The sequence below is a fragment of the Bacillus sp. DU-106 genome (assembly GCF_004799705.1).
In the GTDB taxonomy this organism is placed as follows: Bacteria; Bacillota; Bacilli; order Bacillales; family Bacillaceae_G; genus Bacillus_A; species Bacillus_A cereus.
The window spans coordinates 4,190,761-4,216,792 of record NZ_CP026607.1 but is presented as its reverse complement, the minus strand read 5'-3'; the positions used below and the strand labels follow the sequence as shown (position 1 = coordinate 4,216,792).

The window sequence follows — 26,032 nt, the reverse complement described above, 5'->3', positions numbered from 1 at the left end:
ACAAAGCCTCCTTAAGTCATACATATATTTTATAATATAATTTCTGAAAATTGTATAAGGTTTAATGGGAAAAGAAAAAATATATCAATTTTCGAGGGGGGGAGTAGATTGAAAAAAATTGCCCCTAGCGTAGTAAGTTTTTTTAGTATATAATAAAGGGAACGCTTTCATTTTTAATTTGTTCACAAAATGGACGGAAAATCACATATTTACTATCGATATGTTGCTTTATAATGAAACTAATTAAATATACATGCATACAATATTGTGAAATAAATAACATAAATAATCTATATAAATGTAAACGTTATCAAAAGAGAGAGGTGGAGACAATGAGTAAATTTTTCTTCAATCATAATCCAGCAACAGTAGAGGATGGAAGGCTTGTTAAATATGCTGAAATTATTTATGGAGAAGGTGGCCGTTCTGTATTAGAAAATTTAATGGTGAAGGCATCTATCAGATTGCGTGATCGTTATCCGAATAAATCTGACGAGCAGATCTCGAACCTAGTAAATAAAGGCATCCATGATATGTTTCAAAAATATGTGAGCGAGTAAGAGTGGCCAATGGCTGCTCTTATTTTTTTGTATAAGGATTGTAACTCTAGCTGAAAATAAACATGTATTCTGAAAAACGTAAAAAGGAGTGGGAAAGATGAGCAATGGAATTGGACGTTCGAAAGAAAATCTTCCAACTGATGCAAATCATGTGAGCGCGAAGGATCGTGCGTATCAAAAACGCATGGCAAAGCAAAAACAACAAGAGCGTAATGAGGATAGAGAGTAACTCGAAATAAAGCTCCTTCTAAAGCAGAAGGAGCTTTATTTTGATAGAAAATGATTCGCGGTAACATAAAAGAGTCCACCGTTAATAATTTGCACTGTAATACGTGGTTCATACTGTTCTTGCAGAGCTTGTTTTTCAATTTCATAGCTCTCAGGAAGTTCGTCACTTTCTTCATAAAAACGGTTTAAAAGGTCTAAATCATGATTCCAACGCACTCTTGCTTCTTTTGCCCACGTATGGTCATCTTCTGCAATTATATTTTTTAAAGCGTCTTCTATGCGTTGTAAACCACTTTGAGGTTTAATGATGGGCGAGAGCGTAAAACAAAAATCAGGTATTTTTGGTGTAAGTTTAATGTTTGTTAATGTTTCATGAAAGTTTGCCATCATTGTTCCAGAAATGAGATGAATACCAATCGAGTGAAGGATGTCTTTTTTTCGATCACATTGATAGGAAACTTTTATATTAATACCGAGCCAAGGGTGGAGCGGTGTATGTGTTGCCCCATTATGTCTTACATCCTCATATAAACGTATGTAAGAGCCTAATTCTTTTGTCGTTTGGAAAATTTGATGTAGACGTGGTGAACCGTAGTGAATAAGCTCACCATCATTTTCTTCATTTTCTGGATTTGTAATAAGAGTAAGGCGCATCGGATTCGGTACGCCTCCTGTTTTCTCAAGATAGTGCCAATAAAAAGGGCGATTCATTAATAATTTATCCATCTCAATTGTTAACTGTACATCTAATAAATGAGGAGAACGTTCTAAAATTTCACAGTTATTCGCCTCAAAGAAATTGTATAAGTAATTATGAATTTCATGTTGCTGCATAGCCTTGCACCTCAGCTTCATTTCGTTTCGCAAAGTCGATTATAGATGTTAAGTTTTCCATCTTAATTCTAATTTCACCTTCGCTTTTTGATTGCGCGAAAATTTCTTGAATGTGCGCGTCGATGTTTTTCATATTAATTCTCGTTAAAATTTCATCGAGTTCACCGATAACACGCTCGAATAAGTTGATTTTTTCATATAACAGTTTCAGAATATGTTCTTCAACAGTATGCTTTGTAGCTAAGTTATAAATATGAACATCATTCTTTTGACCGAGACGGTGAATACGTCCGATTCTTTGCTCAAGACGCATTGGATTCCATGGCAAATCATAATTGATCATATGGCTACAAAACTGTAAGTTAATGCCTTCTCCGCCAGCTTCCGTTGCAATTAACACTTGGGCACGATTTTGGAAAAGTTCCTTCATCCAATCTTTCTTCCCGCGTTTAAATCCGCCGCGGAATGGGACAGAAGAAATACCGTGTTGTTGTAAAAACCATTGTAAGTACATCTGTGATGCTCGGTATTCCGTGAAAATGACGACTTTATCGTCAATTTCTTTTATAAGCTCTAGAGCTTTAGTTGCTTTCGAGTTGAAAGGAATATGATTAATTTTGTCCATTAGCACATCGATATGTGGATCTTTTATATAATGTTCATTTTCTTTCTGTCTTTTTTCTACATGCTTTTTCAATGAATAGTAAACAGCCTCACGACTACTACACGCTTCCCGTTTTAACGTTAACGATGAGAAAGCAGATGTGAAGGCGTCTTGTCCTCGCCAATTTTCGATATCATTATATAGAGCTTGTTCTTGTTCATTAAACTCAACAAAAATTGTACGTACATGTCTCTTCGGCCAATCGATACCGGTATTATGTCGTCTATTTCGCACCATTACTTTATTAATGAGAGCTTTTAAGTCTTCATCTGATTCGGCTGAACGATTTTTGGAAGCGTAATATTCTTCAAAGTTGGATTGATTGCCTAAATGTCCTGGTTTTAATAAAGAAACAAGGTTAAAAATTTCATCAATCTTATTTTGAACAGGAGTAGCGGTTAGTAATAAACAAAACTTCTTTTTTAATCGTTGTGCAAATTCATAGTTTTTTGTTTTATTATTTTTCAGTTTATGTGCTTCATCGATAATAATAAGGTCATATTCTAAGTTCAACACGATATCGCGATGTGGAGAACGTTTCGCAGTATCAATTGATGATACGATTACGTCAGCTTGTTCCCACGAGTAGCTTTTCTTTTGTGCTACAGCGGGAATGAAAAACTTTGTATTCAGCTCGTATGCCCATTGTGATACGAGAGAAGCTGGGACAAGTATAAGTACCTTTTTCACAAGCCCGCGGACCATGTATTCTTTCAAAATAAGTCCAGCTTCGATTGTTTTTCCAAGACCTACTTCATCTGCTAGAATCGCTTTACCATTCATTTGTTCAATTACATTTTGAGCGACTTCTAATTGATGCGGAAGCGGTGTGAAATGGGATAAATGTTTCGGTGCTTGTAGTCCATCAAAAGTAGGAACAAGTAACGATTTTTCTGTTTCATAAGCTAAGTGATATAAATCCCAGTTTGTCCAAGGACCATCTTCATCAATTCTATTTAAAAAATTGTTTTGCCACGTCCGATCTACGGAAATATCGACATTCATTACGACTCTCCCACCTTTTATAAACTAAAGTAATTATTTTTTAATGTATGATGATTTGCCTTAAAAGAAGGCATAATTATCGTTATTAAAGGCTATATGATAGACAATAATAAAGTATTAAATCTCAAAAGCTGTATTTATTGTGTTTTAACATAAAAAATTCTAAATTATTTTTTATGCTAGAATATTGATGAAATATAGCGAATGATGTTAGGATAATGGTGTGAAATGTGTGGAATCTTTCGTATTTTATCCAAGAAAGTGATTTTTTATTTACGCTTTCATAAAAAAATATAATGAGATTCCGTATATCCTATCTTTTCAGAATGAAAATGTTTAGAAAAGGGAAGCAACTTTTATTGATTTGTCAAAGCATAAGGGGGAGAGAGCATGATTACATTACAACGTACACCGTTATTTGATGTATACGCGAAGTATGGTGGGAAAACAATCGACTTCGGTGGTTGGGAATTACCAGTTCAATTTTCAAGCATTAAAGAAGAACACGAAGCTGTACGTACAGCTGCAGGTTTGTTCGATGTGTCTCATATGGGAGAAGTTGAAGTAAAAGGTGTAGATAGTTTAGCATTTTTACAACGTGTTGTTACAAATGACGTATCTACCTTAAAGGTAGGGGGCGCACAATATACAGCTATGTGCTACGAAAATGGTGGTACAGTAGATGATTTATTAATCTACAAACGTGGTGAAGAAGACTATTTATTAGTAATCAATGCATCAAATATCGAGAAAGATTACGAATGGTTAGCAAGTCATGTAATTGGCGATGCGACAGTAGTCAATGTTTCTAGTGAAGTTGCACAGCTTGCAATTCAAGGACCAAAAGCAGAAGGCATTTTACAAAAAGTTGTGTCAGAAGATTTGAAAGAAATTAAGTTCTTTAAATTTAAAAACGATATTCTTGTAGATGGAATTCCAGCACTTGTATCTCGTACAGGTTACACAGGTGAAGATGGATTCGAAATTTACTGTAAGAGTGAAGATGCTGCAAAACTTTGGGAGAAACTTCTTGAAGTTGGAGCAGAAGAGGGCTTAAAAGCATGTGGTTTAGGTGCTCGTGATACACTTCGATTCGAAGCAACATTACCACTTTATGGACAAGAATTATCAAAAGATATTACACCGATTGAGGCTGGAATTGGCTTTGCGGTAAAAACAAATAAAGAAGCAGACTTCTTTGGAAAAGCAACGTTAAAAGAGCAAAAAGAAAACGGTGCGCCTCGTAAATTAGTCGGCATCGAAGTAATCGAACGTGGAATTCCTCGTACGCATTACCCTGTATTTATTGGTGAAGAAAAAATTGGGGAAGTAACAAGTGGTACACAATCTCCAACGTTAAAGAAAAGCATTGGTTTAGCACTAATTGATGTAAAATACGCAGCAGTTGATACAGAAGTAGAAATTGAAATTCGTAATAAACGCGTCAAAGCAGTAGTTGTTCCAACACCATTTTACAAACGTTCAAAGTAACGGGGAGAGGGGTAGATTTCATGTTGCATCGTTATCTTCCAATGACAGAAGAAGACAAAAAAGAAATGTTACAAACGATCGGCGTTCAAACGATCGATGAATTATTCTCTGATATTCCAGAGAGTGTTCGTTTTAAAGGGGATTTAAAAATTAAAGAAGCAAAATCAGAGCCAGAGCTTTTAAAAGAGCTATCTCAAATGGCTAGTAAAAATGCTAACTTAAAAGAATACGCTTCTTTCTTAGGAGCAGGTGTATACGATCATTATGCTCCAGTAATTGTAGATCATGTTATTTCTCGCTCAGAATTTTATACAGCTTATACACCATACCAACCGGAAATTTCACAAGGGGAATTACAAGCAATCTTTGAATTCCAAACAATGATTTGTGAATTAACAGGAATGGATGTAGCAAACTCTTCTATGTATGACGGGGGTACAGCTTTAGCTGAAGCGGCAATGTTAGCAGCTGGCCATACTCGCAAAAAGAAAATTCTTGTATCTAGCGCGGTTCATCCAGAATCAAGAGCAGTACTTGAAACGTATGCAAAAGGTCAAAATCTTGAAGTTGTTGAAATTAATCATAAAGATGGTGTAACAGATTTAGATGTATTACAAAGTGAAGTAGATGATACAGTTGCTTGTGTAATCGTTCAATATCCAAACTTCTTCGGACAAGTTGAAAAATTAGCTGATATTGAAAAAATCGTTCATCAACAAAAATCATTATTTATCGTTTCTTCAAATCCATTATCATTAGGCGCATTAACACCACCAGGGAAATTTGGTGCTGATATTGTAATCGGTGATGCACAACCATTCGGTATTCCAACGCAGTTTGGTGGACCGCACTGTGGTTACTTTGCAACAACGAAAGCATTTATGCGTAAAATTCCAGGACGTCTTGTTGGACAAACTGTAGATTCAGATGGTAAACGTGGATTTGTATTAACGTTACAAGCACGTGAACAGCATATTCGTCGTGATAAAGCGACATCTAACATTTGTTCAAACCAAGCGTTAAATGCATTAGCAGCTTCTGTTGCAATGACGGCACTTGGCAAACAGGGTGTGAAAGAAATGGCACGTCAAAACATTTCTAAAGCACAGTATGCAAAACGTCAATTTGAAGCGAAAGGCTTCACAGTAACATTTGCTGGACCATTCTTCAATGAGTTTGTTGTAGATTGCAAACGTCCAGTGAAAGAAGTAAACGATGCATTATTACAAAAGAATATTATCGGTGGTTACGATCTAGGCCGTGATTATAAAGAGCATGAAAACCATATGCTTGTAGCAGTAACTGAGCTTCGTACAAAAGAGGAAATTGACACACTTGTAAACGAAATGGGGGCTATCCAATGAAGAATCAAGACCAAGCACTTATCTTTGAAGTGAGTAAAGAAGGACGCATAGGATATAGCTTACCCAAATTAGATGTAGAAGAAGTGAAACTAGAAGATGTGTTTGAGAGCGATTATATTCGAGTAGAAGATGCAGAGCTACCAGAAGTATCTGAACTTGATATTATGCGCCACTATACAGCACTTTCAAACCGTAACCACGGTGTTGATTCTGGATTCTATCCACTTGGATCTTGTACGATGAAATATAATCCGAAAATTAATGAGAGTGTAGCTCGTTTCGCAGGATTTGCAAATATTCATCCACTGCAAGATGAAAAGACAGTACAAGGTGCAATGGAATTAATGTACGACTTACAAGAGCATTTAATTGAAATTACAGGTATGGATACTGTTACTTTACAACCAGCAGCTGGTGCACACGGAGAATGGACAGGTTTAATGTTAATTCGTGCATACCATGAAGCGAATGGTGACTTTAACCGTACGAAAGTAATTGTACCTGACTCTGCTCACGGAACGAACCCAGCATCTGCAACTGTAGCTGGTTTTGAAACAATTACAGTAAAATCAAATGAAAATGGCCTTGTTGACTTAGAAGACTTAAAACGTGTTGTAAACGAAGAAACAGCAGCACTTATGTTAACAAATCCTAATACATTAGGTCTATTCGAAGAAAATATTTTAGAAATGGCAGAAATCGTCCATAATGCAGGCGGTAAATTATACTATGATGGTGCAAACTTAAATGCGGTATTAAGCCAAGCACGCCCAGGAGATATGGGATTTGACGTTGTGCATTTAAACCTTCATAAAACATTTACAGGTCCTCACGGCGGTGGTGGCCCAGGTTCTGGTCCAGTAGGTGTGAAAGCTGATTTAATTCCGTACTTACCAAAACCGATTTTAGAGAAAACGGAAAGTGGTTATCACTTCAACTACGACCGCCCAGAAGCAATTGGTCGTGTGAAACCATTCTATGGTAACTTCGGAATTAACGTTCGTGCATACACGTATATTCGCTCTATGGGTCCAGATGGTTTGCGTGCAGTAACGGAGTATGCTGTATTAAATGCGAACTATATGATGAGAAGATTAGTGCCATTCTATGATCTTCCATTCGATAGACATTGTAAGCATGAATTTGTATTATCAGGTCGTCGTCAAAAGAAACTTGGTGTACGTACATTAGATATTGCAAAACGTCTGCTTGATTTTGGTTACCATCCACCAACAATTTACTTCCCATTAAATGTGGAAGAATGTATTATGATTGAGCCGACAGAAACAGAATCAAAAGAAACATTAGATGGTTTCATTGATAAGATGATTCAAATCGCTAAAGAAGTAGAAGAAAATCCAGAAGTTGTACAAGAAGCACCGCATACGACAGTCATTAAACGTTTAGACGAAACGATGGCTGCACGTAAACCAGTTTTACGTTATGCAAAGCCAGCTCCTGTACAAGTTTGATTAGAATAACAAAAGAAGAACTCGCTGAGGCGGGTTCTTTTTTTGTATGGATAATTTGTCCCGCATTAACGGACAGTAAACTTCCAACTCAAAACTTAGCTGGTGCAAAGAAGCCAGGTGGGAGATAAACTGTCCGTAAATGCCCGATTGGTTCAACTAATAATCAGTGGGGATGAACAAAAATCCCCACTGATTAAAGTTTCACTTTATGCAGAAATAGTGAAGAAAATGTTAAAAAAATATATTTTTTGTTTCCTAATGGTGTAAAGGTGTAGTTTTATAGGTAGTTTTGTTGAAAAAGTCGGTTTGATAAAAGTATTTATTTTTGTTAGAATTTTATTGAAATTAAGAAGATGTGATGAGGCAAAGATTACTCATTTTTATGTATATGTGAAAAAACGAACAAGACGGGGGTGAAAGTGTGGGATATCGATGTTATAGAATGGTATACCATTTAGAAAATGGAGAAACAATTAAAGATGTAAAAGAATTTTGCTATCGAGACCAAGGGAAAGTGTTAGAAAGAGTAGCAAATCGTGTAATGGATAATAGAGAAGTGACGGCGATTGATAAACAAGGAACAATCATTTCAATAGCATGTGAGGACATTGTAAAGGTGGAACTTGATTACATAACAGAAAGTTAACCTTGAGTCATATCGAATTATTCGATAAAATAAACTGTTGAATGGTGAAGTGAGAAGAGAGGAGTTTATCATGGGTAGTACAAGACACTTTTATATGTTTATCTTAGCGTTTGTTCTTGTTGTGGCATTAACGATTTACTTAATTGTTGACAGCAGCTGGTACAACACGGTTCATCCGGCATTCCTTCTGTTTATGTATATAGGAATTGCAGTAGTAAGTTTCGGAATGAGAGACGAGATGTTAGATCGCTTTGAAAAGTGATACATATACGAAAGACCAACAGGAAAATGTTGGTCTTTTTTTCTTGCCAAAAATAGGATGGTGTGTATATACTGTATATATAAGGTATACACAGTATATACACACACTGGAGGAAAACATGAATATTATTATTTCGAATTCTTCCCAAGACCCTATTTATGTGCAAATAAGAAAACAATTAAGCCAGCTTATTTTAAATGGCGGTTTAAAGGGTGGAGATCAATTACCGTCTATTCGTAGCTTAGCGAAGGAATTACAAATTAGTGTCATTACAACGAAGCGTGCATACGAGGAGCTTGAAAAAGAAGGATATATAGAAACTGTTGCTGGGAAGGGGACTTATGTTTCACGTAAAAATAATGAACTATTAAAAGAACAAAGGCTTCGCCTATTGGAAAGTAAAGCTGAAGAAATCGTAAAAGAAAGTAAAGTGTTGCAGCTTTCACTTGAAGAATTGCAGCAGATGATTGCGTGTTTATATAAGGGGGAATAAGAGATGTTAGAGCTAAAAAATGTTTGTAAAAGTTATCAAGGTTTTGCAGTGAAAAATATAAGTTTTGCATTACCACGAGGATATATTATGGGGTTTGTCGGACCCAATGGTGCTGGGAAAAGTACAACGATCAAAATGATTATGAATTTAATTAGAAAAGATAGCGGCGATATAAAAATTTTTGGCAAAGACAATAAGAAAGCCGAAAAGGACATAAAACAAAATATTGGTTTTGTATATGATGAAAATCATTATTACGAAGATTTAACGTGTGAACAAATGAAGCGTATTATTGCACCGTTATATAAAAAGTGGGACGAAGAGCAGTATCAATCGTATATGCATAGATTGCAAGTTCCAAAGTATAAAAAAATTAAAGAGCTATCTAAAGGGATGAAAATGAAGTTTGCGATTGCCATCGCACTTTCGCACCACGCAGAGTTTATTATTATGGACGAACCGACAGCAGGGTTAGATCCAGTTGTTCGAAGTGAATTACTTGATATGTTGCAAGAAATTGTAATGGAAGATGAAGTATCCGTATTATTCTCAACGCACATTACAACAGATTTAGAGCGCATTGCAGATTATATTACGTTTATCAACGATGGAGAAATTATATTTACTGGTGAAAAAGAAGACTTAATGGAGAACTACGTAATCGTAAAAGGAAGTAATGATTTATTAGACCGAGAAGGAAAAGAACTATTTGTTGGATTACGAAAAAATAAATTTGGTTTTGAAGGTTTAGCGAAGGATAAACAAACAATTATCGATTGGTTTGGAAATGAGGTTGTACTAGAAAAGCCTACATTAGATGACATTATCGTTTACACTGCGAAAGGGAGAGGTGCCTATGCGTCAGCTCGTATATAAAGATTTGTTCTTTTTTCGGGTAATTTGGTTAGTGAATCTTGTTATGCCCCTTTTGTTCTTTATGTTAGATGCAAGTGGTGAATTGTTATTTCCAATGAGTTGTCTATTTATAACCTTTTCATCGGTTATGACGTTAACCGTTATGGATGAAAGAAATAAAAGTGACATTGTTATAAATAGTTTACCGGTAAGTCGAAAGGATATCATAATTGCTAGATATATTTCCTGTGCAATATTCATTGTTGGTGCCATTCTCTCTACGATGTTAGTTGTTTTTCTTATAAGGGGTATTGTGGTTATTAGTGATATCGGTGTATATCATCCTAATCTATACATTGAAATTCCATGGTATGAAGTCATAAATGGAGCTGTTTATGCCACATTTTTTGTTGTCACGTTTTTCCCTAGTTATTATGGTACAAAATCGAAGGTAGTAAGAAGTATAGGATCAGCAGCATCAATAGGAGTGGGTGTAATTCTTTGGATATTTATTAGTGATGGGCTGTATGAAACAACATCTTCATTCAGTGAGTGGATTATGAATCCAGTACATATTGGTGTATTTATAGTTGGAGGAATGATATTAGCTAGTGTCTATATCGTTTCTATGTTTCTTACAATTAAAATTTATGAAACGCGTGATTTATAGAGAGGAGAATTTATATGCAACAATTGATTTTGAAGGAGTTTTTCTTACAGAAGAAGATGTTTCCTTTCTATTTTTTAATACCCATTTTATCTATTTTTAAGGATTCCGTCGAACCAATGGGGATTGCAATAGGAGTATTTATAACATGTAGTACGATTATATACATTTCTTTTTATTATGACGAGAAAAGTAAAGCAGAAAAAGTGTTAGTGAGTTTGCCTATAACGAGAACAGAGATAGTTATAGCTAAATATATTGCAAGTTCATTATTTATTATGGCTGGTTTGAGTGTAACTTTTATAGTCGTAATATTAGGAAATATTTTATTGAACAGAGATATAGTTATGCCTGGGTATGCAATATTTTCAGCAATAGTAGCAACTTTGATTTATTGTGCAGTAACGATACCGACTAATTACATTGGGGGATATAAAGTTATTACTGTCTTAAATTTGAGTATGCTTTTTCCTTTAATGGGTATGATTGGTCTTATGTGCAATATTTTTGGTGATAAAACAATTATGCTAAAAGTACTCCACTCTCAAGAGGCTACACTAGCAATGGGTGTTCTTGGTATTGGAGTGTTAGTAAGTATAGTCATATCAATGTTTCTCTCAATGAAAATGTTTCAGGAGGCAGAGTTATAGAAGGGGCATTTTCATATTAGGAGGGGTAATACATGATCAAGCAACTAATTTTAAAAGATTTCATCATTCAATGGAAATTTTTAATTTGGTACATACTGTATCCTGTTTTCTTTTATATGGCCTTAACAGATACGGAAAATCTGTTCATAATTATGTCACTAATTATTACAATTGGGGCAACAGTAAAAACATTTGAAGCAGATAGTAAAAATGAGAGTGAAGTTATAGTAAATAGTTTACCAATATTGAGAAAACAAATTGTGTATGCGAAATATATAGTAGCAATTATTATTCTTTTTATAAGTGTAACGGTCGGTTGTTTCACGATGGGAATGAAGAGTGGGGTTAACTTATTTGAATTTATTGAAACGACAATGGTTGCTAGTATTAGCTTTATTTTATTGTATTTAAGTTTTGTTTTACCAATATCCTTTTGGCTAGGGTATAAGAAAACCATTTTCATTACGATAGTAATATTCATGGCACCGATAGTTGTTTTAGAAGCTTTGTTTCAAATTAACTTAGAACAAATTCAACTATACAACAGCTTGTTATTCATTAGTTCCATGTGCATGTTCATAGCATCTACCTTTGTTTCAGTAAAAATATATGAAAAAAGAGAATTTTAAAAGGTGCCTTAAAAAAGGCACCTTCTTCAATAACGACAATACGAGAGCAGTAGTTTATAAAAAGAAACGCTATTTGGTACATCTTTTGGAGTATGTAATATAAAGCTGAAAACGATAACGAGAATAAGAAAGAGGAAAAATAAAAATAGAATTTGCTTATGTATAGAATTTTGCATATTATCCACTCCTTTTTTAGGTAGTATGTCCAAAAGAAAGGAGTGTATGAAAAATGTTAGGAGGGGAGAATGATGAACAAAAGAAAATGGTTATATAGAATAGGAATATTTTTATTTTCAATCGGTCTCATATTAGCAAATGTTTACTCGGATATACCACCGTTATTTCCAAGTTTACATAAAAGGGTTGGTATAAGTATTGCCATAGTTGGTCTGTTTTGTCTTATCACATCTAACTTCTACAGAAAGTCTGAATGAATATAAAAAAGGACAGTTACTCTTTTTCAGAAGTACTGTCCTTTTTTAATAACTTATTCCATAGTTTGGCGATACTCCATATAATGACGATTGCAATGGAGGCGATAATGGACCAAACAATTGATATCATTTCAATTGTCATGTTAGGAAGGAATGTGAGAATGGATAATACTTTATGAAACAATGATTCTATTATATGAAAACTTATTTGTAATAGAATGACGATACCAAGTGTGATCCATGCTAATATTTTCTTTCCTTGTTCTTTCCACATGACATTCACCTCTCGTTAGCTTAATAGTTTTAAGCCAACAGCGCCGCATAGAATACAGCTTAAGAAAGCAAGACGACGCCAATCCGCTGATTCTCGGAAAATGAGAATGCCTAGAAGTGCACTTCCGGCAGTTCCGATTCCAGTCCAAATTGCGTAAGCAGTTCCCATCGGTAATGTGTTCATCGCAAGAGATAAGAAGAAGAAGCTTACGCCGAAGTTAGCGATTAAAATAACTTTTGGTGCCCAGCCTTTCTTTTCAGTGGCTACTTTCATAAAGAGTACACCAATAATTTCACAAATACCAGCTAGAATTAAAAATACCCAAGCCATTTTATGCGGCCTCCTTCGCTTCTTTTTCTTCTGTTACTCGTTTTAAACCAATTACTCCGAAGAAGATTAAACCGATTAATAAAACTTTTACGATAGAGAAAGGTTCTCCGAAGATGAAAATCTCTGTAAGAACGATTCCACCAGCTCCGATTCCTGTAAAGACTGCGTATACAGTGCCGACAGGTAAATCTTTATAAGCTCTAAATAATAAGACGAAACTAATTGTAATTAATAGAGCAACACCAGCCCATTCAAGTGGTGCCTCTGCTTTTTTTAGTCCAATCACCCAAAATATTTCAATAATACCAGCGATGATTACATAAATCCATGCCATATGTCATTTCTCCTTCCTACCAGTCGTTAGGTAAAGGGCTTAAAAACGACGCATTGCAAAGGAGCAATCCGTCAGTTTGAAAGTCCGCGCCAAAATACTTTCCAAGAAGCGTCTAAACGTGTCTCAAAACGATTTAAACCTGCGTATAATAGTTCAACCATAAGACCGTCGAGTAAGCATAGAAAAGCCTCTAAGGCGTCTTTTACTTCAATGTTATGCAGCTCATCTTGTTCGCTTGCTCTTTTAAATACAGGGAATAAAAGTTTTCCGACGTTTTCAATGTGTACATTTGCTTTATTAATAATTTGTTCGCGAAATGCATCAGGCGGAAAATAAGAAGTTCGTAACCAAAACATTGATTCTTCACTTTCACCAAATCGTTTTGCATACCCTTTTAATAATTTTAAAAGCAATTCTTCAGTGGACGAATTGGAAAAGCTTTCGATATCGCCTGTGAAGCTCTGCAAATCTTTTTGAAGAGCAGATTCTAAGCATATGAAATATAGCTCTTCTTTTCCTTTAAAGTGTGCGTAAATCGATGGTTTTTTAATCCCAACTTCTTGAGCAATATTTGCCAATGAAGTTCCTTCATAGCCGTAGCGTGCGAAATGAGAAAGTGCTACAGCTTTAATGCGGTTTGCTGTCATTTTCATCCCCTACCTACCGTTCGTTAGTTTCATTATATGAGATGGGAAATATAAAGTCAATAGGTGAAGAGCTGAGAAAGAGCGTTATAAGTAACGCTCTTTTTAGACAGTCTCTCGCTCAATTAAATGGAATGAAAGTTCTTTTGCACTGCCGACAATTTGCTCGCTTTGGATCTGCTTATGGAATAAAGAAAAAGCATGTGAGCCCATTGCGAGACCGGGATGTTCAATTGTGGAAATTTCTAATGCCTTTGAAATTTCATGATTATCAAATCCAAGGATAGCAAGGTCTTCAGGTACTCGAATACCATGTTTTCGAGCCTCTGTTAATAAACCAGCTGCAACTTGATCGTTCGCTGTGAAAATAGCAGTTGGACGATTTTTCATATTTAAAATACGATGGAGTATTTGTGCTCCGTCCTGCATTGTATAGCATTGGTGGAAAATCCATTCAGGATGCAACGTTTTCCCTTCGTTACGAAGTGTATCGGCGAACGCTTTTTCGCGCTCCATGGAATTTACACTTGTTTTTCTTGCTAAACAAATTCCGATTTTTTCATGGCCTCTACTTAGTAAATAGGCAGTACCAAGACGGAAACCTTCATAATGATCTACGTAGATGGATGAAATGAGGGGATGCTTCATTTTTTCACATGAAATAATAGGGGCAAATTTTGCAAAAGGTTCGATTTGTTCCCAAGAGCTCGTTCGGGAGCAAATAATCATCCCATCAAATTGTTTCATTTTCATCATTTCAAGAACACGAATTTCTTCAATGCTATCGTAATTCGTTTGACATAAATTAATATGATACCCAGCTAATAACGCTTCGTTTCCGATTCCTTCAATAATCGTACTGAAGTAGGGGAGGTTAATGAAAGGAAGCATAACGCCAATTGTATATGTTTTCCCTCTTATTAAATGGACAGCATTTATATTTTTTGCGTAGTTTAATTCTTCAACAGCATCTAGAACACGCTTACGCTTTTCTTCTTTTACGTAAGGGTGATTATTCAGGACACGAGAAACAGTTGATATCGATACACCAGCAGTTTTAGCAATTTGTTTTATATTGGCCATATGTATCACCTCTTTCCCTTATTATAAAGGGAAAATAATAAGAAAGAAAAAATCTTGACCTGAAAAGCTTTTCACAAACTATGGTATTAATAAGACTTCTTTTTATTCGCGTAACCTTTTCACTTGGGCGTAAGAATGATAGGGGTCTTTTTTGTTTGCAAAAAGTGTTGTCAAAATGTGTGAGAATAACGTGGAAAGTTTTCAAAGGTGGAGTTTGGTGACAAAGCGAATATGAAGAGAATATCAACGCTTCGTTCGTTAAGAGAGCGATATGAAAGGGCGGAAACAAATTGAAAAAAAGAATCATTTGTTTCGTGTTTTCTAGTTTCGTGCTTAGTTCGTGTTCGTTTCAGCAAACGATGCAAGAAGAAAAACACTTTGTGGGAACAACGGGAGGAGCTATGGATCGTGTTACGGATCCTATTCCGCTAAAGGAACTTCCAAAATATTTTCCGGTGAAGTTTAAAGTTCCAACGTTTTTACCGTACGATATTACAAGTGATGTGAAGGGGGAAGTAAGAACGCTTGGGAAAAAGAACACTGTCTTAACGATTAAATATAAACAGAAAGAACCAGGTAGAAATGAGTATATTGAGTTAAATGTCGCGAACTTTCCTTATAGTTTTCCGGATCTTGTGGAAGAGAAGCGATTTCAAGAACAAATGAAACTGAATAATGGAACGTCTGCTTATTTTAAAAATAAAGATGATTATGAACGTGGTGACGAATTTGCTACGCTTATATGGAAAGAGAAAGGAATTGAATATCAACTGCTGTATCGGAATGTAGAAGAGAACGATGAAAAGGTAATCAAGCAGAATTTATTATACATTGCGAATAAGATGAAATGAAAAAACTAGCTGATTTATTCAGCTAGTTTTTTGTATGTTATTATTTCTTTTTAATTTTGCCTGTCCAAGATTTAAATCCACCTTGTAATTGGTAGAAATCTTTGTAGCCTTGTTTTTTTAAGTATTGCGCTGCACGACCTGTACGGAATCCGCTTTGGCAATATAAGTAAACAGGTTGATCTTGACGAAGTTCTTTATGGCGAAGGCGAATTTGTGATAACGGAATGTTACGTGCACCTAAAATATGCCCTGCGTTATATTCGTCTGCTTCACGAATATCGATAAGCTGTGCTTTACGGTAGCCAGCGCGAAATTCTTCTTCTGTAAGAGTTTTAATTAATTTTTTCTGATAGAAGTACATCCATACAGTGTAGCCGATAAATGCTACGATTACGGCTAATAAAATAATCCAAGTTGTTGACACGATTCTATCGCTCCCTTTTTTCTTATCCTACTTTCAATATTATAATGCCCTTATGTATTTATGCAACAGATTCATTTGCATATAAGAAGAAATTTCGTATTCTTTCACAAATTTTGTCGAATTTGGTAGACTAGAGAATGTGAAAAATAATTGGTTATATGAGGTGCAGGATGGGAAAAGAAAAATGGTGTTATATTAACTCTGGTCAATGTTCACCGGCATTTAATATGGCGTTAGATGAATGTTTATTAAATTGGCAAAGTGAAAAGAAAATGCCACCAACAATTCGTTTTTATGAATGGGAAGTACCAACATTAACAGTTGGGTATTTTCAACGTGTTGAAAAAGATATTAATATGGATGTAGTTAACGAAAAGAAATATGGATTCGTTCGTCGTCAAACAGGCGGCAGGGGTGTACTACATGACAAAGAGTTAACGTATAGTGTTATTGTGTCTGAAGATCATCCGAATATGCCGAAAACAGTTACAGAAGCGTATCGTGTTATTTCGCAAGGTTTATTAGATGGTTTTAAGGCATTAGGGTTAGAAGCATATTATGCAGTTCCAAAAACAGAAGCAGATCGTGAAAATTTAAAAAATCCACGTTCCGGCGTATGTTTTGATGCACCATCTTGGTATGAAATTGTAGTGGAAGGACGAAAAATTGCTGGTAGTGCTCAAACGCGTCAAAAAGGTGTTATTCTACAGCATGGATCGATTCCATTAGAAATTGATTTAGATGAACTATATGATCTATTTTTATTCCCAAATGAACGTGTGAAGGAACGCATGAAGAGTATGTTCTCTTCTAAAGCAGTAGCAATTAATGAATTAACAGACCGTACATTTACGATAGAACAGTTAATTAAAGCGTTTGAAGTTGGCTTTGAAAAAGGATTGGATGTAGAACTTGTTCCATATGAATTAACAGAAGAACAGTTACATGAAGTTCAAACGTTAGCGAAAGAAAAGTATGAAAGTAATGAGTGGAATTATAAAAAATAAGAGATGGCAATTGCCACCTCTTATTTTTTTATAGTAAATTAAGTACTTTTTCTACTTTGATTCCTTTATCTTGTAAAGAACGAAGGCGATTTACAACGTCCATAATTTCTTTGTCAAATGTAACGCTAATACCTTGGCTTTGTAGTTCTTCTTTTAAGCTTTCAATAGAATCATCTATGTCGATGCCAAGCTCGTAATCTTGACAAACTTCAATTGTCTTTTTCACGAGTTTAACATAATTTTCTTGTAGTTTTGAATTTGTTTCAGTCAAAGCAGGCTGCTTCGGTTTTGCAGGAGCAACCGGTGCTGTCTCTTGCTTTGTAACTGGAGTAGGGACCGCTTTTTTCACAGGCGCTGGAGTAACTAGTTCTACAGCTGCTTCTACGCTTACTGGCTTCGGTGTCGGTACCGGAGTAGGCTTAGGTGCCATAGCAGGTGTTTCCACACGCGTAACAGGCTTAGGAGCAGGCGTAATTGCTTTTGGAGCTTCTACAACTACTTCCTTTTTCGGTGCTGCTTCTACCTGTGTTTCTTCTTGCTCGGCAGCTTCTTTATTTTCTTTACTCCACATAACGCGTTCAATTTCTAGAGAAACATTGTTTTTGTTCATCGCTGTTAATGTAACTTTACCAACTTCAGCGTTTCCAGTGAAATCAACAATTTTATAAATAACACTCTTGTTCCAATCCACGTTTCCGCTCAAAAATAATTCTTCGTTACATTTCGGCGTTAAGCCCTCGATTTTAATTTCTGCGTTTACACCGTTTTCACTATATACCATAATTAGCGAAGCATTTACATCTTCGTCTGCTAACATTAGTTCACGTACCATTTTGCCGGTGCGTACTTGCGTTTTCTTCTTAACTGACATCTAATTTCTCCTCTCAAAAATTCAGTAATAATAAAAAAATCGTATAACGAAAAATAATTGCTCACGAAGATTTATGATACCGATAATAAAAGCATCACGTCAACAATTAACTTTAATTATTTTGCATTTTTCTTATTTTCTTTATGAAATTTTTCAATTTGTAAAATTAGACAGAAGAAAAAACAGCCTTTTGAAGGGCTGTTAAAAATTTGATTTTTTATATAGTAATTTATATAAAATAAAAAATAAGATAGCAATTAAAGCATTTTGCCAAAAGTTTAGATGATAAATGAGATAAGGTTGCTTTTGGAAATAAATATTTAAGAATACAGCGGAACAAAATGGAGTAGCAAATGCGAATCCAAATAGAATTCTTCTTTTCCAATTCATTTTCTGATTAAAGGAGTAACGCTTTAATAAATATAAAATAAATAGTATACCTAGTATAATTATTGAAACAGACAAAGTAGTTCCAAGGATGCTAAAAGGCGGACTTGATAATGTATTGTTTTTTTCAAAGAAAAAACATAAAAAATGAAATAATTGCATTTATGCCAAACTGTATAGCAAGAAGTAAGCTAATAGAAAATCCAATTAAAGAGGCTTTTTCTAACTTTGTTTGAGTTGGTAAAGCTGATATAAGTTCATCGCAATAAGATTGTAAATTATCTCCAAAGATGTCATAAGCGTTTTTATTTTCTGCTTGTGCTTCGATGAGGTGATCTAATATTTCTAGTAACAGTTCTTCCATTTGTTGCTCTGGCACGTTAGATAAACGAAGATAAACTAACATATCGCTATAAGCAACTTCATTTTCAGGTGTTAGAAGCTCACGTTTTTTATTATTCAATTCAATCATGTCTTGTGCATTCATCCCTATCACTCCCCCTGTAATAAGTTATTTACCGTAGTTGAAACCATTCCCCAGCTTTGTTTAAATTCTTCAAGCTGCTCTAATCCTTTATCGGTTATGTGATAATATTTTCGCTTTGGACCGAGTGAGGAAGCTTTTAATGTGCCTTCGATCAATTTTTCTTTTTGCATACGTAATAATAACGGATAGATGCTTCCTTCGCTTACGAATGTAAATCCGTGTTTATTTAATTTTGTGCTCAGTTCATATCCGTACACTTCTTCTTGTGAAATGATGTATAGGATGCAACCTTCTAATACACCTTTTAACATTTGGCTGTGCATGATTTCACCACCTTTTACTCAGGTAACTTGCGTTGCAAGGTAGTTGTTATCCAAATTATAACATTCAGTAACTTGCAACGCAAGTTACTGAAGTGGAAAACTTTAATGCGTGTTAATTTTTCAACGTTTCCCATACTAACGAGAGGGAGGGAAGCACATGAAACCATTTATGCCAAAACTCGTTTACTTTGAACCAAAGGCACTTGAATATCCGCTTGGAAAAGAGCTTTATGAGAAGTTTACGAAGATGGGATTAGAAATTCGTGAAACGACATCACATAATCAAATTAGAAATTTGCCAGGAGAAAATGATTTGCAAAAGTATCGTAATGCAAAGGCTACACTTGTCGTTGGAGTAAGGAAGACGCTAAAGTTTGATACGTCAAAACCGTCAGCTGAATATGCAATTCCGCTCGCAACAGGGTGTATGGGACATTGTCATTATTGCTATTTGCAAACAACACTTGGGAGTAAGCCTTACGTTCGTGTGTATGTCAATCTTGATGAAATATTTGAGAAGGCAAAGCAATATATGGATGAAAGGGCACCTGAAATAACAAGATTTGAAGCAGCGTGTACATCAGACATTGTTGGGATTGATCATTTAACACATGCATTAAAGCGGGCGATTGAATTCATTGGAGAAAGTGAATATGGGCGCTTACGTTTCGTCACGAAATATTCGCACGTTGATCATTTATTAGATGCAAAGCATAATGGGAAAACTCGTTTCAGATTTAGTATAAATTCACGATATGTAATTAAAAATTTTGAACCAGGGACATCGCCATTTGAGGAGCGAATTGAGGCGGCACGTAAAGTAGCAGGTGCAGGTTATCCACTTGGTTTTATAGTCGCGCCACTTTATATGCATGAAGGATGGGAAGAAGGATATCGTGAACTATTTGAGCGACTGTACAATGCGCTGAAAGATATGACGATACCAAATTTAACGTTTGAATTAATTCAGCATCGTTTTACGAAACCAGCGAAAAAGGTTATTCAAGAGCGTTATCCAAATACGAAGCTTGAAATGGATGAAGAGAAGCGGAAGTATAAATGGGGACGATATGGCATCGGAAAATATGTATATAAAAAGGATGATGCAGCAGTATTGGAAGAAACGATAAGAGGTTATATAAATGAATTTTTTCCTAATGCAGAAATACAATATTTTACTTAAGGGGGGTCTGTATGCAAATACAGATTCTTTTTTGTTTTATATATTTAGGCTCGTTTTCAACTTGTCACGTTATTCTTTCTGGTGTATCATTTTATTGATTGCTTCGTACGGAATAAGCAAAATGAACTTGGATGGAGGAAACCGATGCCTACCCCTAGTATGGAAGATTATATTGAACAAATTTATTTGTTGATTGATGAAAAGGGTTACGCCCGCGTATCTGATATTGCTGAAGCGCTTAGTGTACATCCATCCTCTGTAACAAAAATGGTGCAAAAATTAGACAAAGATGAATATCTAATTTATGAAAAATATAGAGGGCTTGTATTAACAACAAAAGGTAAAAAAATCGGAGAACGTCTCGTATATCGTCATGACTTGCTAGAGCAATTTATGCGTATTATCGGTGTGGATGAAAGTAAAATTTACAATGATGTAGAAGGAATTGAACATCATTTAAGTTGGGAAGCGATTGATCGCATTGGTGATTTAGTGCAATACTTTGAACAAGATACAGTCCGAGTGGAAACACTTCGCGGTGTTCAAAGAGCAAATGAAGAGAAAAGTAATTAAGGGGAACGTATGGCGTTTCCTTTTTTATTTCAATTCGAAAAGGATGGGAGAATTATGAAAGCAATTATTTTTGATTTTGATGGATTAATTGTGGACACAGAAACGATATGGTTTCACTCTTTCAGAGATGCTGTTCGTGAATACGGCGGGGAACTACCTTTAGAGGAATTTGCGAAATGCATTGGAACAACAGATGAGGTACTTTATACATATCTAAATGATCAATTAAAAGAGAAGTTTAACAAAAGTGTATTAAAAGAAAAAGTGGCAACTTTACATAAAGAGAAAATGAGAATACCAGAAGCTCGTGACGGGGTAAAAGAATATTTAGAAGAAGCGAAAGAAATGGGATTAAAAATCGCACTAGCTTCTAGTTCTTCTAGAGAATGGGTTATTCATTTTTTAGAAGAGCTACAAATTCGAGAATATTTTGAAGTAATTAAAACGAGAGAAGATGTTGAGAAGGTAAAACCAGATCCAGCTCTTTATCGAGTTGCAATAGAAGAATTAGGAATTAAGCCATCTGAAGCTGTTGTATTTGAAGACTCATTAAATGGATTGAGAGCAGCAGTTGCAGCGGGATTAACGTGCGTTGTGGTACCTAATGATGTGACACGGAATTTACCGTTTGAAAATCATCATCTTCGAATTGAAAGTATGAGAGAGAAAAGTTTAAAAGAAGTGCTTCAAAGTATAAAAAAAGACCGTATTTCCTAAAAGGAAGCACGGTCTTTCTTTTTGCTTTTTTTGCCTTCAATGACAGTTAAATGAGACTGTTTTCTTTTTCGTTTCAAAGTGGAAGAATTCCCTTTTTTACTTTTGTCATTAGAAGTATTTGACTTAAAGAAAGAATTGCCTAGGGGTGCTACATTTTGTTTCCCATGTTTGCGGTTCGATTGTTTTGCCGCACGCTTATATGAGCTTTGCGAATTTGCGGAACCACTGGAATTTGTAAACATCTTGTATAGCAAGTAAAAGATACCGACAACAAGTAACATGTACCCGATATTTCTTAATACACCCATGGGATTTGTAATAACAGATGAAACAAGGCCGAATATTGCCAATCCGATAATAAGCACAAATATAGCGAAAGTAAACGAACGACCGTTCATAAGGGACACCTCCTAAAAACATATATTGAAATTAGTATATTAACGATGAGGAAAGGAGTTGAACACCATTTTTAAATAATTATTGTTTGTTCTCTAAACGTAATAATTCTTCAAACGATGCAATTGCTACTTCCACTTGATCATCTGTTGGTTCTTTCGTTGTTAATAGTTGTAGCCATAATCCAGGATATCCAAGTACGCGTAATACGGGAATGTCTCGTAATCGATTTGTAAATTGCAATACTTCAAAAGAAATACCAAGTACAACTGGAATTAATAAAATTCTGTTTATAACTCGTGCCCAAAGAGGATCTGTAGGGACTAGGAAATAAACGAACATTCCAATAATGACTGTAAATATAATAAAGCTACTGCCGCATCTATAATGGAGACGAGTTTGCTTTTGAACGTTTTCTACAGTCAGAGGAAGGTTATTCTCGTAAGCACTGATTACCTTATGCTCTGCACCGTGATACTGAAATACCCGCTTAATAAGTGGGGTTAAAGAAATAAAGTATATATAGCTCAATAATAGCATGAGCTTAATGACACTTTCGACAATGATTTGCCCAGTATGAGATGGGAAAATCGGTCTCGTTAATTCAGCTAATAGTGCAGGAACTGCTGTGAAAATGACTTTACCGAATATAAAAGATAAAACGCCAACAGCTGCAACTCCTAATACCATCGTTAATTTTGATTGTTCTTCTTTTTTATTTGCAATTTGTTCATCATCTTCTGGGTGGACGTCAAATCGTTCTGAAGCGAAGTTTAAATGCTTTGCTCCATTCGCACTTGCATCCACAATAGCGGCAATCCCTCGTAAAAATGGAATTTTTTTTAGGGTAGATAGTACTTTATTACGAACGCGTGGTAATCGATAAAATTCAATCGATTTATCTTTACGACGAACCGCTGTAACAGTATATTCTCTACCGCCAAACATAACTCCTTCTATGACCGCTTGCCCGCCATATATTTGTTTTGACTCTTCTGCCATGTTAACACCAACCTGTATTTGTTTCTCTCTTATGTAGAAAAAGAGGCAATTGTCATACTGGGTTCTGTCGTTTTGAAATAAGACAATCACCGAGTTTCCTTTATTTTATCGGCAAATACAAGTAGATGACAAGGGAAAATGTTATGAGAGTCGGACATTTCTTATTCTTTTTATAGACAAATTTCGCAGGATTTAAACATGCTTCAAAATAGTTTCGGGCATACTATTGAGCGGAGGTGTCGATGTGAGTCAAGAACAATTAGGAACAAGGAATTTTGTGCAGATTGGTTTGTTTGGTGGAATCTTTTGGGGCGGGATCTGGTATTTCCTTCATATATTTTCATTCACGGAGGCGGGACCGAATTATTTCCTTTTACCATTTGCGTTTGGAAGTTGGAAAGAGGGGGTATGGGGCAATGTGTTCGGAATAGTGTGTATGGGACTTCTTTCAATTTTGATCGCCTTTTTGTATAAAGCATTTTTTGCGAAGTTTGAAGGGATTATAGCGGGAATTATTTATGGGCTATTTTGGTGGGCACTACTGTTTTTGGGGATGGGTTTAATGGCTCCTGTTATTAAAAGTGCGCTCCATTTACCAAAAGAGACAATTGTGACGACAATATGTATTTTTATATTGTATGGTGTGTTTATAGCATATTCTGTTTCTTACGCAGTGAATAGCAATAAAGCAGAACAAGAAGGGCAAGAGAAGACGAACTATTCAAATAAGTAACTCCTATGTTAAAATATTGTATAGATATTTAATATTAAGGAGTTTTAAGAATATGAAAAAGTTACTCCTCGTAAACGGTCCTAACCTAAATCGCCTCGGTGTTCGTGAGGTAAATGTATATGGAAAGGGCACGCTAGCGACACTTGAAGCAGATATGAAGCAAGAAGCAGAAACAATGGGAGTGGAGTTAGAATGTTTCCAATCGAATCATGAAGGTGCCATTATCGACATTATTCATGAAGCGGAAGATATATATGAGGGGATCATTTTAAATCCGGGAGCATTTACGCATTATAGCTATGCGATTCGTGATGCCATTGCGAGCATTTCGATTCCTGTTATTGAAGTACATATTTCTAACATTCATCAGCGTGAATCGTTCCGTCATGAATCTGTGACGGCAGCTGTTTGTGCAGGTCAAATTGTAGGATTTGGTTTTTATGGCTATAAGTTAGCGTTATTTGCATTAATGGAGAAATTGAGGGAGGCATAAAGTAATGGAGAAAATTGAAAGATTACGAAGTGCATTTGATGAGGCTGGCATTGACGGTATTTTGTTAACAAATGAACATAGTCGTAGATATATGGCTAACTTCACAGGAACAGCAGGCGTTGTTCTTATTTCAAAAGATCGTGCTCAATTTATTACAGATTTCCGTTACGTCGAGCAGGCAAGTAAACAAGCGGTTGGATATGAGGTTGTACAGCACGCAGGATTGATCATTGATGAAGTGGCAAAGCAAGTGAAAGAGCTTGGAATTCAAAAACTTGGTTTTGAGCAAGATACTCTTACATATAGTTCTTATTCAGTGCATAAGGAAGCGATTGATGCTGAATTTATCCCGACTTCTGGACTTGTAGAAAAGTTACGCTTGATAAAGACTGATTCAGAGATTAAGATATTAAAGGAAGCTGCACAGATTGCAGATGCTGCCTTTGAGCATATTCTATCATTCATTCGCCCGGGAGTATCTGAAATTGAAGTGTCAAATGAACTTGAATTTTTCATGAGAAAACAAGGAGCAACATCTTCTTCGTTTGATATTATCGTTGCTTCAGGTCTTCGTTCGGCATTACCGCACGGCGTGGCATCTGAAAAAGTGATAGAAACAGGAGATTTCGTTACATTAGACTTCGGCGCTTATTACAAAGGATATTGTTCTGATATTACTCGTACGATTGCAGTCGGTGAACCATCTGATAAATTAAAAGAAATTTATAATATCGTTTTAGAAGCACAACTACGTGGTGTGAACGGTATTAAAGCTGGTTTAACAGGTCGCGAGGCTGATGCGCTAACGCGTGACTACATAACGGAAAAAGGATATGGTGAATACTTTGGACACTCTACTGGTCATGGAATAGGTCTTGAAATCCATGAAGCACCAGGTTTAGCGTTCCGTTCTGATACAGTACTTGAACCAGGTATGGCTGTAACAGTAGAGCCAGGTATTTATATTCCAGGTATTGGCGGCGTACGTATTGAAGATGATATCATTGTGACAAGTGAAGGTAATGAAGTAATTACGAAATCACCAAAAGAACTTATTATTTTGTAATACACAGGAGGATTTTTTTACATGATTTCAGTAAACGATTTTCGTACAGGTTTAACAATTTCAGTGGACAATGCCCTTTGGCAAGTACTTGATTTCCAACACGTAAAGCCAGGTAAAGGTGCTGCATTCGTTCGTTCTAAACTACGTAATCTTCGCACAGGTTCTGTTCAAGAGAAAACATTCCGTGCAGGTGAGAAAGTAGAAAAAGCACACATCGAAAACCGTCGTATGCAATACTTATACGCAAGCGGTGAGGCTCACGTATTTATGGATAACGGAACTTATGAGCAAATCGAACTTGGTGAAAAACAAATCGAGCGCGAGCTTAAATTCCTAAAAGAAAACATGGAAGTAGCAATTATGACTTACCAAGGCGAAGTACTTGGTGTTGAACTTCCAAACACAGTTGAATTACAAGTTACAGAAACAGAGCCTGGTATTAAAGGTGATACTGCTTCTAACGTAACAAAACCAGCTACATTAGAAACTGGTCTTGTTGTACAAGTACCAATCTTCATTAACGAAGGCGAAATGCTTATCATCAACACTGGTGAAGGTAAATACGTTTCTCGTGCATAGTAAAAAAACACTCGTGATAAT

General features: G+C 35.7%; 35 protein-coding genes and 1 pseudogene. 22 read left to right on the top strand and 14 right to left on the bottom strand.

The window, feature by feature from the left end; all coding sequences use genetic code 11:
- Nucleotides 1-142: 142 nt before the first annotated feature.
- Nucleotides 143-259 (bottom strand): GTP pyrophosphokinase, encoded by a 117-nt coding sequence (locus tag C3Y97_RS21405; protein WP_078030520.1) that lies wholly within the window; start codon nt 257-259, stop codon nt 143-145.
- 73 nt (nt 260-332) lie between these two features.
- Here C3Y97_RS21405 and C3Y97_RS21400 point away from each other — a divergent pair, with 73 nt between their 5' ends.
- Nucleotides 333-560, top strand: coding sequence for a hypothetical protein (locus C3Y97_RS21400; protein WP_000032702.1), 228 nt, complete (start codon nt 333-335; stop codon nt 558-560).
- A 97-nt stretch (nt 561-657) separates the two neighbouring features.
- Nucleotides 658-789: a hypothetical protein gene (locus C3Y97_RS28280; RefSeq protein ID WP_000064668.1), complete on the top strand. Its 132-nt coding sequence runs from the start codon at nt 658-660 to the stop codon at nt 787-789.
- 35 nt (nt 790-824) lie between these two features.
- Here C3Y97_RS28280 and C3Y97_RS21395 read toward each other — a convergent pair whose 3' ends face one another.
- Together C3Y97_RS21395 and C3Y97_RS21390 are read right to left on the bottom strand one after the other, a co-directional pair.
- Complete coding sequence (locus C3Y97_RS21395) at nt 825-1,622, bottom strand: YqhG family protein (protein ID WP_001183964.1); 798 nt, start codon at nt 1,620-1,622, stop codon at nt 825-827.
- Complete coding sequence (locus C3Y97_RS21390) at nt 1,609-3,291, bottom strand: DEAD/DEAH box helicase (RefSeq protein ID WP_001100040.1); 1,683 nt, start codon at nt 3,289-3,291, stop codon at nt 1,609-1,611. The genes C3Y97_RS21395 and C3Y97_RS21390 overlap by 14 nt, the downstream gene beginning before the upstream one ends.
- 390 nt (nt 3,292-3,681) lie before the next feature.
- Between C3Y97_RS21390 and gcvT the strand changes: the two genes are divergently transcribed.
- From gcvT to C3Y97_RS21330, 11 genes are all read left to right on the top strand, one after another.
- Nucleotides 3,682-4,782, top strand: a complete 1,101-nt coding sequence (gene gcvT / locus C3Y97_RS21385) for a glycine cleavage system aminomethyltransferase GcvT (protein ID WP_000631769.1) — start codon at nt 3,682-3,684, stop codon at nt 4,780-4,782.
- A 20-nt stretch (nt 4,783-4,802) separates the two neighbouring features.
- Nucleotides 4,803-6,146 carry an aminomethyl-transferring glycine dehydrogenase subunit 1 gene (gcvPA, locus tag C3Y97_RS21380; protein ID WP_000903240.1) on the top strand — a complete coding sequence of 448 codons (1,344 nt, stop codon included), beginning with the start codon at nt 4,803-4,805 and terminating at the stop codon, nt 6,144-6,146.
- Nucleotides 6,143-7,618 carry an aminomethyl-transferring glycine dehydrogenase subunit 2 gene (gene gcvPB, locus C3Y97_RS21375; RefSeq protein WP_136363634.1) on the top strand — a complete coding sequence of 492 codons (1,476 nt, stop codon included), beginning with the start codon at nt 6,143-6,145 and terminating at the stop codon, nt 7,616-7,618. Before gcvPA ends, gcvPB begins: the two co-directional genes overlap by 4 nt.
- Nucleotides 7,619-8,060: 442 nt before the next feature.
- A complete protein-coding gene (locus C3Y97_RS21365) occupies nt 8,061-8,264 on the top strand; it encodes a DUF3929 family protein (RefSeq protein ID WP_000262496.1) in 204 nt (67 codons plus the stop codon).
- Nucleotides 8,265-8,334: 70 nt separating this feature from the next.
- A complete protein-coding gene (locus C3Y97_RS21360; protein WP_000535933.1) occupies nt 8,335-8,526 on the top strand; it encodes a hypothetical protein in 192 nt (63 codons plus the stop codon).
- Between the two features lie 118 nt (nt 8,527-8,644).
- Nucleotides 8,645-9,019 carry a GntR family transcriptional regulator gene (locus tag C3Y97_RS21355; protein WP_001021349.1) on the top strand — a complete coding sequence of 125 codons (375 nt, stop codon included), beginning with the start codon at nt 8,645-8,647 and terminating at the stop codon, nt 9,017-9,019.
- Nucleotides 9,020-9,022: 3 nt separating this feature from the next.
- Complete coding sequence (locus tag C3Y97_RS21350; protein WP_136363633.1) at nt 9,023-9,895, top strand: ABC transporter ATP-binding protein; 873 nt, start codon at nt 9,023-9,025, stop codon at nt 9,893-9,895.
- Complete coding sequence (locus C3Y97_RS21345) at nt 9,876-10,544, top strand: ABC-2 transporter permease (RefSeq protein WP_001249555.1); 669 nt, start codon at nt 9,876-9,878, stop codon at nt 10,542-10,544. The genes C3Y97_RS21350 and C3Y97_RS21345 overlap by 20 nt, the downstream gene beginning before the upstream one ends.
- A 14-nt stretch (nt 10,545-10,558) precedes the next feature.
- Nucleotides 10,559-11,191, top strand: coding sequence for an ABC-2 transporter permease (locus C3Y97_RS21340; protein ID WP_001186551.1), 633 nt, complete (start codon nt 10,559-10,561; stop codon nt 11,189-11,191).
- Between the two features lie 35 nt (nt 11,192-11,226).
- Entirely contained in the window at nt 11,227-11,820 is a 594-nt protein-coding gene (locus C3Y97_RS21335; RefSeq protein WP_079998907.1) for an ABC-2 transporter permease, read from the top strand.
- Nucleotides 11,821-12,065: 245 nt separating this feature from the next.
- Nucleotides 12,066-12,254: a hypothetical protein gene (locus tag C3Y97_RS21330; RefSeq protein ID WP_002164431.1), complete on the top strand. Its 189-nt coding sequence runs from the start codon at nt 12,066-12,068 to the stop codon at nt 12,252-12,254.
- A gap of 16 nt (nt 12,255-12,270) precedes the next feature.
- Here C3Y97_RS21330 and C3Y97_RS21325 read toward each other — a convergent pair whose 3' ends face one another.
- The 5 genes from C3Y97_RS21325 to C3Y97_RS21305 form a co-directional block, all read right to left on the bottom strand.
- The gene (locus C3Y97_RS21325) at nt 12,271-12,528 is read right to left on the bottom strand and encodes a DUF3975 family protein (protein ID WP_000265429.1); all 258 of its coding nucleotides are present in this window, start codon (nt 12,526-12,528) and stop codon (nt 12,271-12,273) included.
- A gap of 15 nt (nt 12,529-12,543) precedes the next feature.
- Nucleotides 12,544-12,858, bottom strand: a complete 315-nt coding sequence (locus tag C3Y97_RS21320) for a DMT family transporter (RefSeq protein ID WP_000312623.1) — start codon at nt 12,856-12,858, stop codon at nt 12,544-12,546.
- 1 nt (nt 12,859) lies between these two features.
- Nucleotides 12,860-13,192, bottom strand: coding sequence for a DMT family transporter (locus C3Y97_RS21315; RefSeq protein WP_000312339.1), 333 nt, complete (start codon nt 13,190-13,192; stop codon nt 12,860-12,862).
- 71 nt (nt 13,193-13,263) lie between these two features.
- Nucleotides 13,264-13,845, bottom strand: coding sequence for a TetR/AcrR family transcriptional regulator (locus C3Y97_RS21310; RefSeq protein WP_002005730.1), 582 nt, complete (start codon nt 13,843-13,845; stop codon nt 13,264-13,266).
- 96 nt (nt 13,846-13,941) lie between these two features.
- Nucleotides 13,942-14,919 (bottom strand): LacI family DNA-binding transcriptional regulator, encoded by a 978-nt coding sequence (locus C3Y97_RS21305; protein ID WP_001273985.1) that lies wholly within the window; start codon nt 14,917-14,919, stop codon nt 13,942-13,944.
- 314 nt (nt 14,920-15,233) lie between these two features.
- On the opposite strand from C3Y97_RS21305, the gene C3Y97_RS21300 reads away from it, so the two are divergent.
- Nucleotides 15,234-15,770 (top strand): hypothetical protein, encoded by a 537-nt coding sequence (locus tag C3Y97_RS21300; protein WP_033666640.1) that lies wholly within the window; start codon nt 15,234-15,236, stop codon nt 15,768-15,770.
- A gap of 40 nt (nt 15,771-15,810) precedes the next feature.
- On the opposite strand, the gene C3Y97_RS21295 is transcribed toward C3Y97_RS21300, so the two are convergent.
- Entirely contained in the window at nt 15,811-16,194 is a 384-nt protein-coding gene (locus tag C3Y97_RS21295) for a rhodanese-like domain-containing protein (RefSeq protein WP_000108653.1), read from the bottom strand.
- Between the two features lie 170 nt (nt 16,195-16,364).
- Between C3Y97_RS21295 and C3Y97_RS21290 the strand changes: the two genes are divergently transcribed.
- On the top strand, nt 16,365-17,201 hold the full coding sequence (locus C3Y97_RS21290) for a lipoate--protein ligase family protein (protein WP_000514081.1): 837 nt from the start codon (nt 16,365-16,367) through the stop codon (nt 17,199-17,201).
- A gap of 28 nt (nt 17,202-17,229) precedes the next feature.
- Here C3Y97_RS21290 and C3Y97_RS21285 read toward each other — a convergent pair whose 3' ends face one another.
- From C3Y97_RS21285 to C3Y97_RS21275, 3 genes and pseudogenes are all read right to left on the bottom strand, one after another.
- The gene (locus C3Y97_RS21285) at nt 17,230-18,072 is read right to left on the bottom strand and encodes a hypothetical protein (protein WP_000111898.1); all 843 of its coding nucleotides are present in this window, start codon (nt 18,070-18,072) and stop codon (nt 17,230-17,232) included.
- A gap of 201 nt (nt 18,073-18,273) precedes the next feature.
- A pseudogene (locus C3Y97_RS21280) lies at nt 18,274-18,946 on the bottom strand (DUF1129 family protein).
- Between the two features lie 5 nt (nt 18,947-18,951).
- Entirely contained in the window at nt 18,952-19,269 is a 318-nt protein-coding gene (locus C3Y97_RS21275) for a PadR family transcriptional regulator (protein ID WP_000556078.1), read from the bottom strand.
- A 157-nt stretch (nt 19,270-19,426) separates the two neighbouring features.
- On the opposite strand from C3Y97_RS21275, the gene splB reads away from it, so the two are divergent.
- The 3 genes from splB to C3Y97_RS21260 all read left to right on the top strand — a co-directional run bounded on the left by splB (nt 19,427) and on the right by C3Y97_RS21260 (nt 21,742).
- Nucleotides 19,427-20,452 (top strand): spore photoproduct lyase, encoded by a 1,026-nt coding sequence (splB, locus tag C3Y97_RS21270; protein WP_000802107.1) that lies wholly within the window; start codon nt 19,427-19,429, stop codon nt 20,450-20,452.
- Between the two features lie 144 nt (nt 20,453-20,596).
- Nucleotides 20,597-21,025 carry a transcriptional regulator MntR gene (gene mntR / locus C3Y97_RS21265; protein ID WP_001143085.1) on the top strand — a complete coding sequence of 143 codons (429 nt, stop codon included), beginning with the start codon at nt 20,597-20,599 and terminating at the stop codon, nt 21,023-21,025.
- A 54-nt stretch (nt 21,026-21,079) separates the two neighbouring features.
- The gene (locus C3Y97_RS21260) at nt 21,080-21,742 is read left to right on the top strand and encodes an HAD family hydrolase (RefSeq protein ID WP_025687934.1); all 663 of its coding nucleotides are present in this window, start codon (nt 21,080-21,082) and stop codon (nt 21,740-21,742) included.
- On the opposite strand, the gene C3Y97_RS21255 is transcribed toward C3Y97_RS21260, so the two are convergent.
- Together C3Y97_RS21255 and C3Y97_RS21250 are read right to left on the bottom strand one after the other, a co-directional pair.
- Nucleotides 21,739-22,140 carry an SA1362 family protein gene (locus tag C3Y97_RS21255; protein ID WP_001014463.1) on the bottom strand — a complete coding sequence of 134 codons (402 nt, stop codon included), beginning with the start codon at nt 22,138-22,140 and terminating at the stop codon, nt 21,739-21,741. The two genes, C3Y97_RS21260 and C3Y97_RS21255, sit on opposite strands and share 4 nt — an antisense overlap.
- A 79-nt stretch (nt 22,141-22,219) precedes the next feature.
- Nucleotides 22,220-23,140 carry a DUF1385 domain-containing protein gene (locus C3Y97_RS21250; protein WP_136363632.1) on the bottom strand — a complete coding sequence of 307 codons (921 nt, stop codon included), beginning with the start codon at nt 23,138-23,140 and terminating at the stop codon, nt 22,220-22,222.
- Nucleotides 23,141-23,384: 244 nt separating this feature from the next.
- Here C3Y97_RS21250 and C3Y97_RS21245 point away from each other — a divergent pair, with 244 nt between their 5' ends.
- The 4 genes from C3Y97_RS21245 to efp are packed head-to-tail and all read left to right on the top strand — an operon-like array spanning nt 23,385 to nt 26,011.
- Nucleotides 23,385-23,873: a YqhR family membrane protein gene (locus tag C3Y97_RS21245; RefSeq protein WP_000076881.1), complete on the top strand. Its 489-nt coding sequence runs from the start codon at nt 23,385-23,387 to the stop codon at nt 23,871-23,873.
- A gap of 52 nt (nt 23,874-23,925) precedes the next feature.
- Nucleotides 23,926-24,366: a type II 3-dehydroquinate dehydratase gene (aroQ, locus tag C3Y97_RS21240; protein WP_000735140.1), complete on the top strand. Its 441-nt coding sequence runs from the start codon at nt 23,926-23,928 to the stop codon at nt 24,364-24,366.
- Nucleotides 24,367-24,370: 4 nt separating this feature from the next.
- Complete coding sequence (gene pepQ, locus C3Y97_RS21235; protein ID WP_000411040.1) at nt 24,371-25,432, top strand: Xaa-Pro dipeptidase; 1,062 nt, start codon at nt 24,371-24,373, stop codon at nt 25,430-25,432.
- Between the two features lie 21 nt (nt 25,433-25,453).
- On the top strand, nt 25,454-26,011 hold the full coding sequence (gene efp, locus C3Y97_RS21230; RefSeq protein ID WP_000626516.1) for an elongation factor P: 558 nt from the start codon (nt 25,454-25,456) through the stop codon (nt 26,009-26,011).
- Nucleotides 26,012-26,032: the final 21 nt, after the last annotated feature.

Coding starts and splice junctions, on each gene's coding strand:
- gcvPA (WP_000903240.1), top strand. CDS start 4,803: ATGTTGCATCGTTATCTTCCAATGACAGAAGAAGACAAAAAAGAAATG.
- C3Y97_RS21315 (WP_000312339.1), bottom strand. CDS start 13,192: ATGGCATGGATTTATGTAATCATCGCTGGTATTATTGAAATATTTTGG.
- C3Y97_RS21350 (WP_136363633.1), top strand. CDS start 9,023: ATGTTAGAGCTAAAAAATGTTTGTAAAAGTTATCAAGGTTTTGCAGTG.
- C3Y97_RS21345 (WP_001249555.1), top strand. CDS start 9,876: ATGCGTCAGCTCGTATATAAAGATTTGTTCTTTTTTCGGGTAATTTGG.
- C3Y97_RS21340 (WP_001186551.1), top strand. CDS start 10,559: ATGCAACAATTGATTTTGAAGGAGTTTTTCTTACAGAAGAAGATGTTT.
- C3Y97_RS21285 (WP_000111898.1), bottom strand. CDS start 18,072: ATGTCAGTTAAGAAGAAAACGCAAGTACGCACCGGCAAAATGGTACGT.
- C3Y97_RS21400 (WP_000032702.1), top strand. CDS start 333: ATGAGTAAATTTTTCTTCAATCATAATCCAGCAACAGTAGAGGATGGA.
- C3Y97_RS21395 (WP_001183964.1), bottom strand. CDS start 1,622: ATGCAGCAACATGAAATTCATAATTACTTATACAATTTCTTTGAGGCG.
- C3Y97_RS21275 (WP_000556078.1), bottom strand. CDS start 19,269: ATGCACAGCCAAATGTTAAAAGGTGTATTAGAAGGTTGCATCCTATAC.
- C3Y97_RS21325 (WP_000265429.1), bottom strand. CDS start 12,528: ATGTGGAAAGAACAAGGAAAGAAAATATTAGCATGGATCACACTTGGT.
- splB (WP_000802107.1), top strand. CDS start 19,427: ATGAAACCATTTATGCCAAAACTCGTTTACTTTGAACCAAAGGCACTT.
- C3Y97_RS21360 (WP_000535933.1), top strand. CDS start 8,335: ATGGGTAGTACAAGACACTTTTATATGTTTATCTTAGCGTTTGTTCTT.
- gcvT (WP_000631769.1), top strand. CDS start 3,682: ATGATTACATTACAACGTACACCGTTATTTGATGTATACGCGAAGTAT.
- gcvPB (WP_136363634.1), top strand. CDS start 6,143: ATGAAGAATCAAGACCAAGCACTTATCTTTGAAGTGAGTAAAGAAGGA.
- C3Y97_RS21290 (WP_000514081.1), top strand. CDS start 16,365: ATGGGAAAAGAAAAATGGTGTTATATTAACTCTGGTCAATGTTCACCG.
- pepQ (WP_000411040.1), top strand. CDS start 24,371: ATGGAGAAAATTGAAAGATTACGAAGTGCATTTGATGAGGCTGGCATT.
- aroQ (WP_000735140.1), top strand. CDS start 23,926: ATGAAAAAGTTACTCCTCGTAAACGGTCCTAACCTAAATCGCCTCGGT.
- C3Y97_RS21305 (WP_001273985.1), bottom strand. CDS start 14,919: ATGGCCAATATAAAACAAATTGCTAAAACTGCTGGTGTATCGATATCA.
- C3Y97_RS21405 (WP_078030520.1), bottom strand. CDS start 259: ATGCATGTATATTTAATTAGTTTCATTATAAAGCAACATATCGATAGT.
- efp (WP_000626516.1), top strand. CDS start 25,454: ATGATTTCAGTAAACGATTTTCGTACAGGTTTAACAATTTCAGTGGAC.
- mntR (WP_001143085.1), top strand. CDS start 20,597: ATGCCTACCCCTAGTATGGAAGATTATATTGAACAAATTTATTTGTTG.
- C3Y97_RS21260 (WP_025687934.1), top strand. CDS start 21,080: ATGAAAGCAATTATTTTTGATTTTGATGGATTAATTGTGGACACAGAA.
- C3Y97_RS21310 (WP_002005730.1), bottom strand. CDS start 13,845: ATGAAAATGACAGCAAACCGCATTAAAGCTGTAGCACTTTCTCATTTC.
- C3Y97_RS21255 (WP_001014463.1), bottom strand. CDS start 22,140: ATGAACGGTCGTTCGTTTACTTTCGCTATATTTGTGCTTATTATCGGA.
- C3Y97_RS28280 (WP_000064668.1), top strand. CDS start 658: ATGAGCAATGGAATTGGACGTTCGAAAGAAAATCTTCCAACTGATGCA.
- C3Y97_RS21320 (WP_000312623.1), bottom strand. CDS start 12,858: ATGGCTTGGGTATTTTTAATTCTAGCTGGTATTTGTGAAATTATTGGT.
- C3Y97_RS21355 (WP_001021349.1), top strand. CDS start 8,645: ATGAATATTATTATTTCGAATTCTTCCCAAGACCCTATTTATGTGCAA.
- C3Y97_RS21390 (WP_001100040.1), bottom strand. CDS start 3,291: ATGAATGTCGATATTTCCGTAGATCGGACGTGGCAAAACAATTTTTTA.
- C3Y97_RS21250 (WP_136363632.1), bottom strand. CDS start 23,140: ATGGCAGAAGAGTCAAAACAAATATATGGCGGGCAAGCGGTCATAGAA.
- C3Y97_RS21330 (WP_002164431.1), top strand. CDS start 12,066: ATGATGAACAAAAGAAAATGGTTATATAGAATAGGAATATTTTTATTT.
- C3Y97_RS21365 (WP_000262496.1), top strand. CDS start 8,061: ATGGTATACCATTTAGAAAATGGAGAAACAATTAAAGATGTAAAAGAA.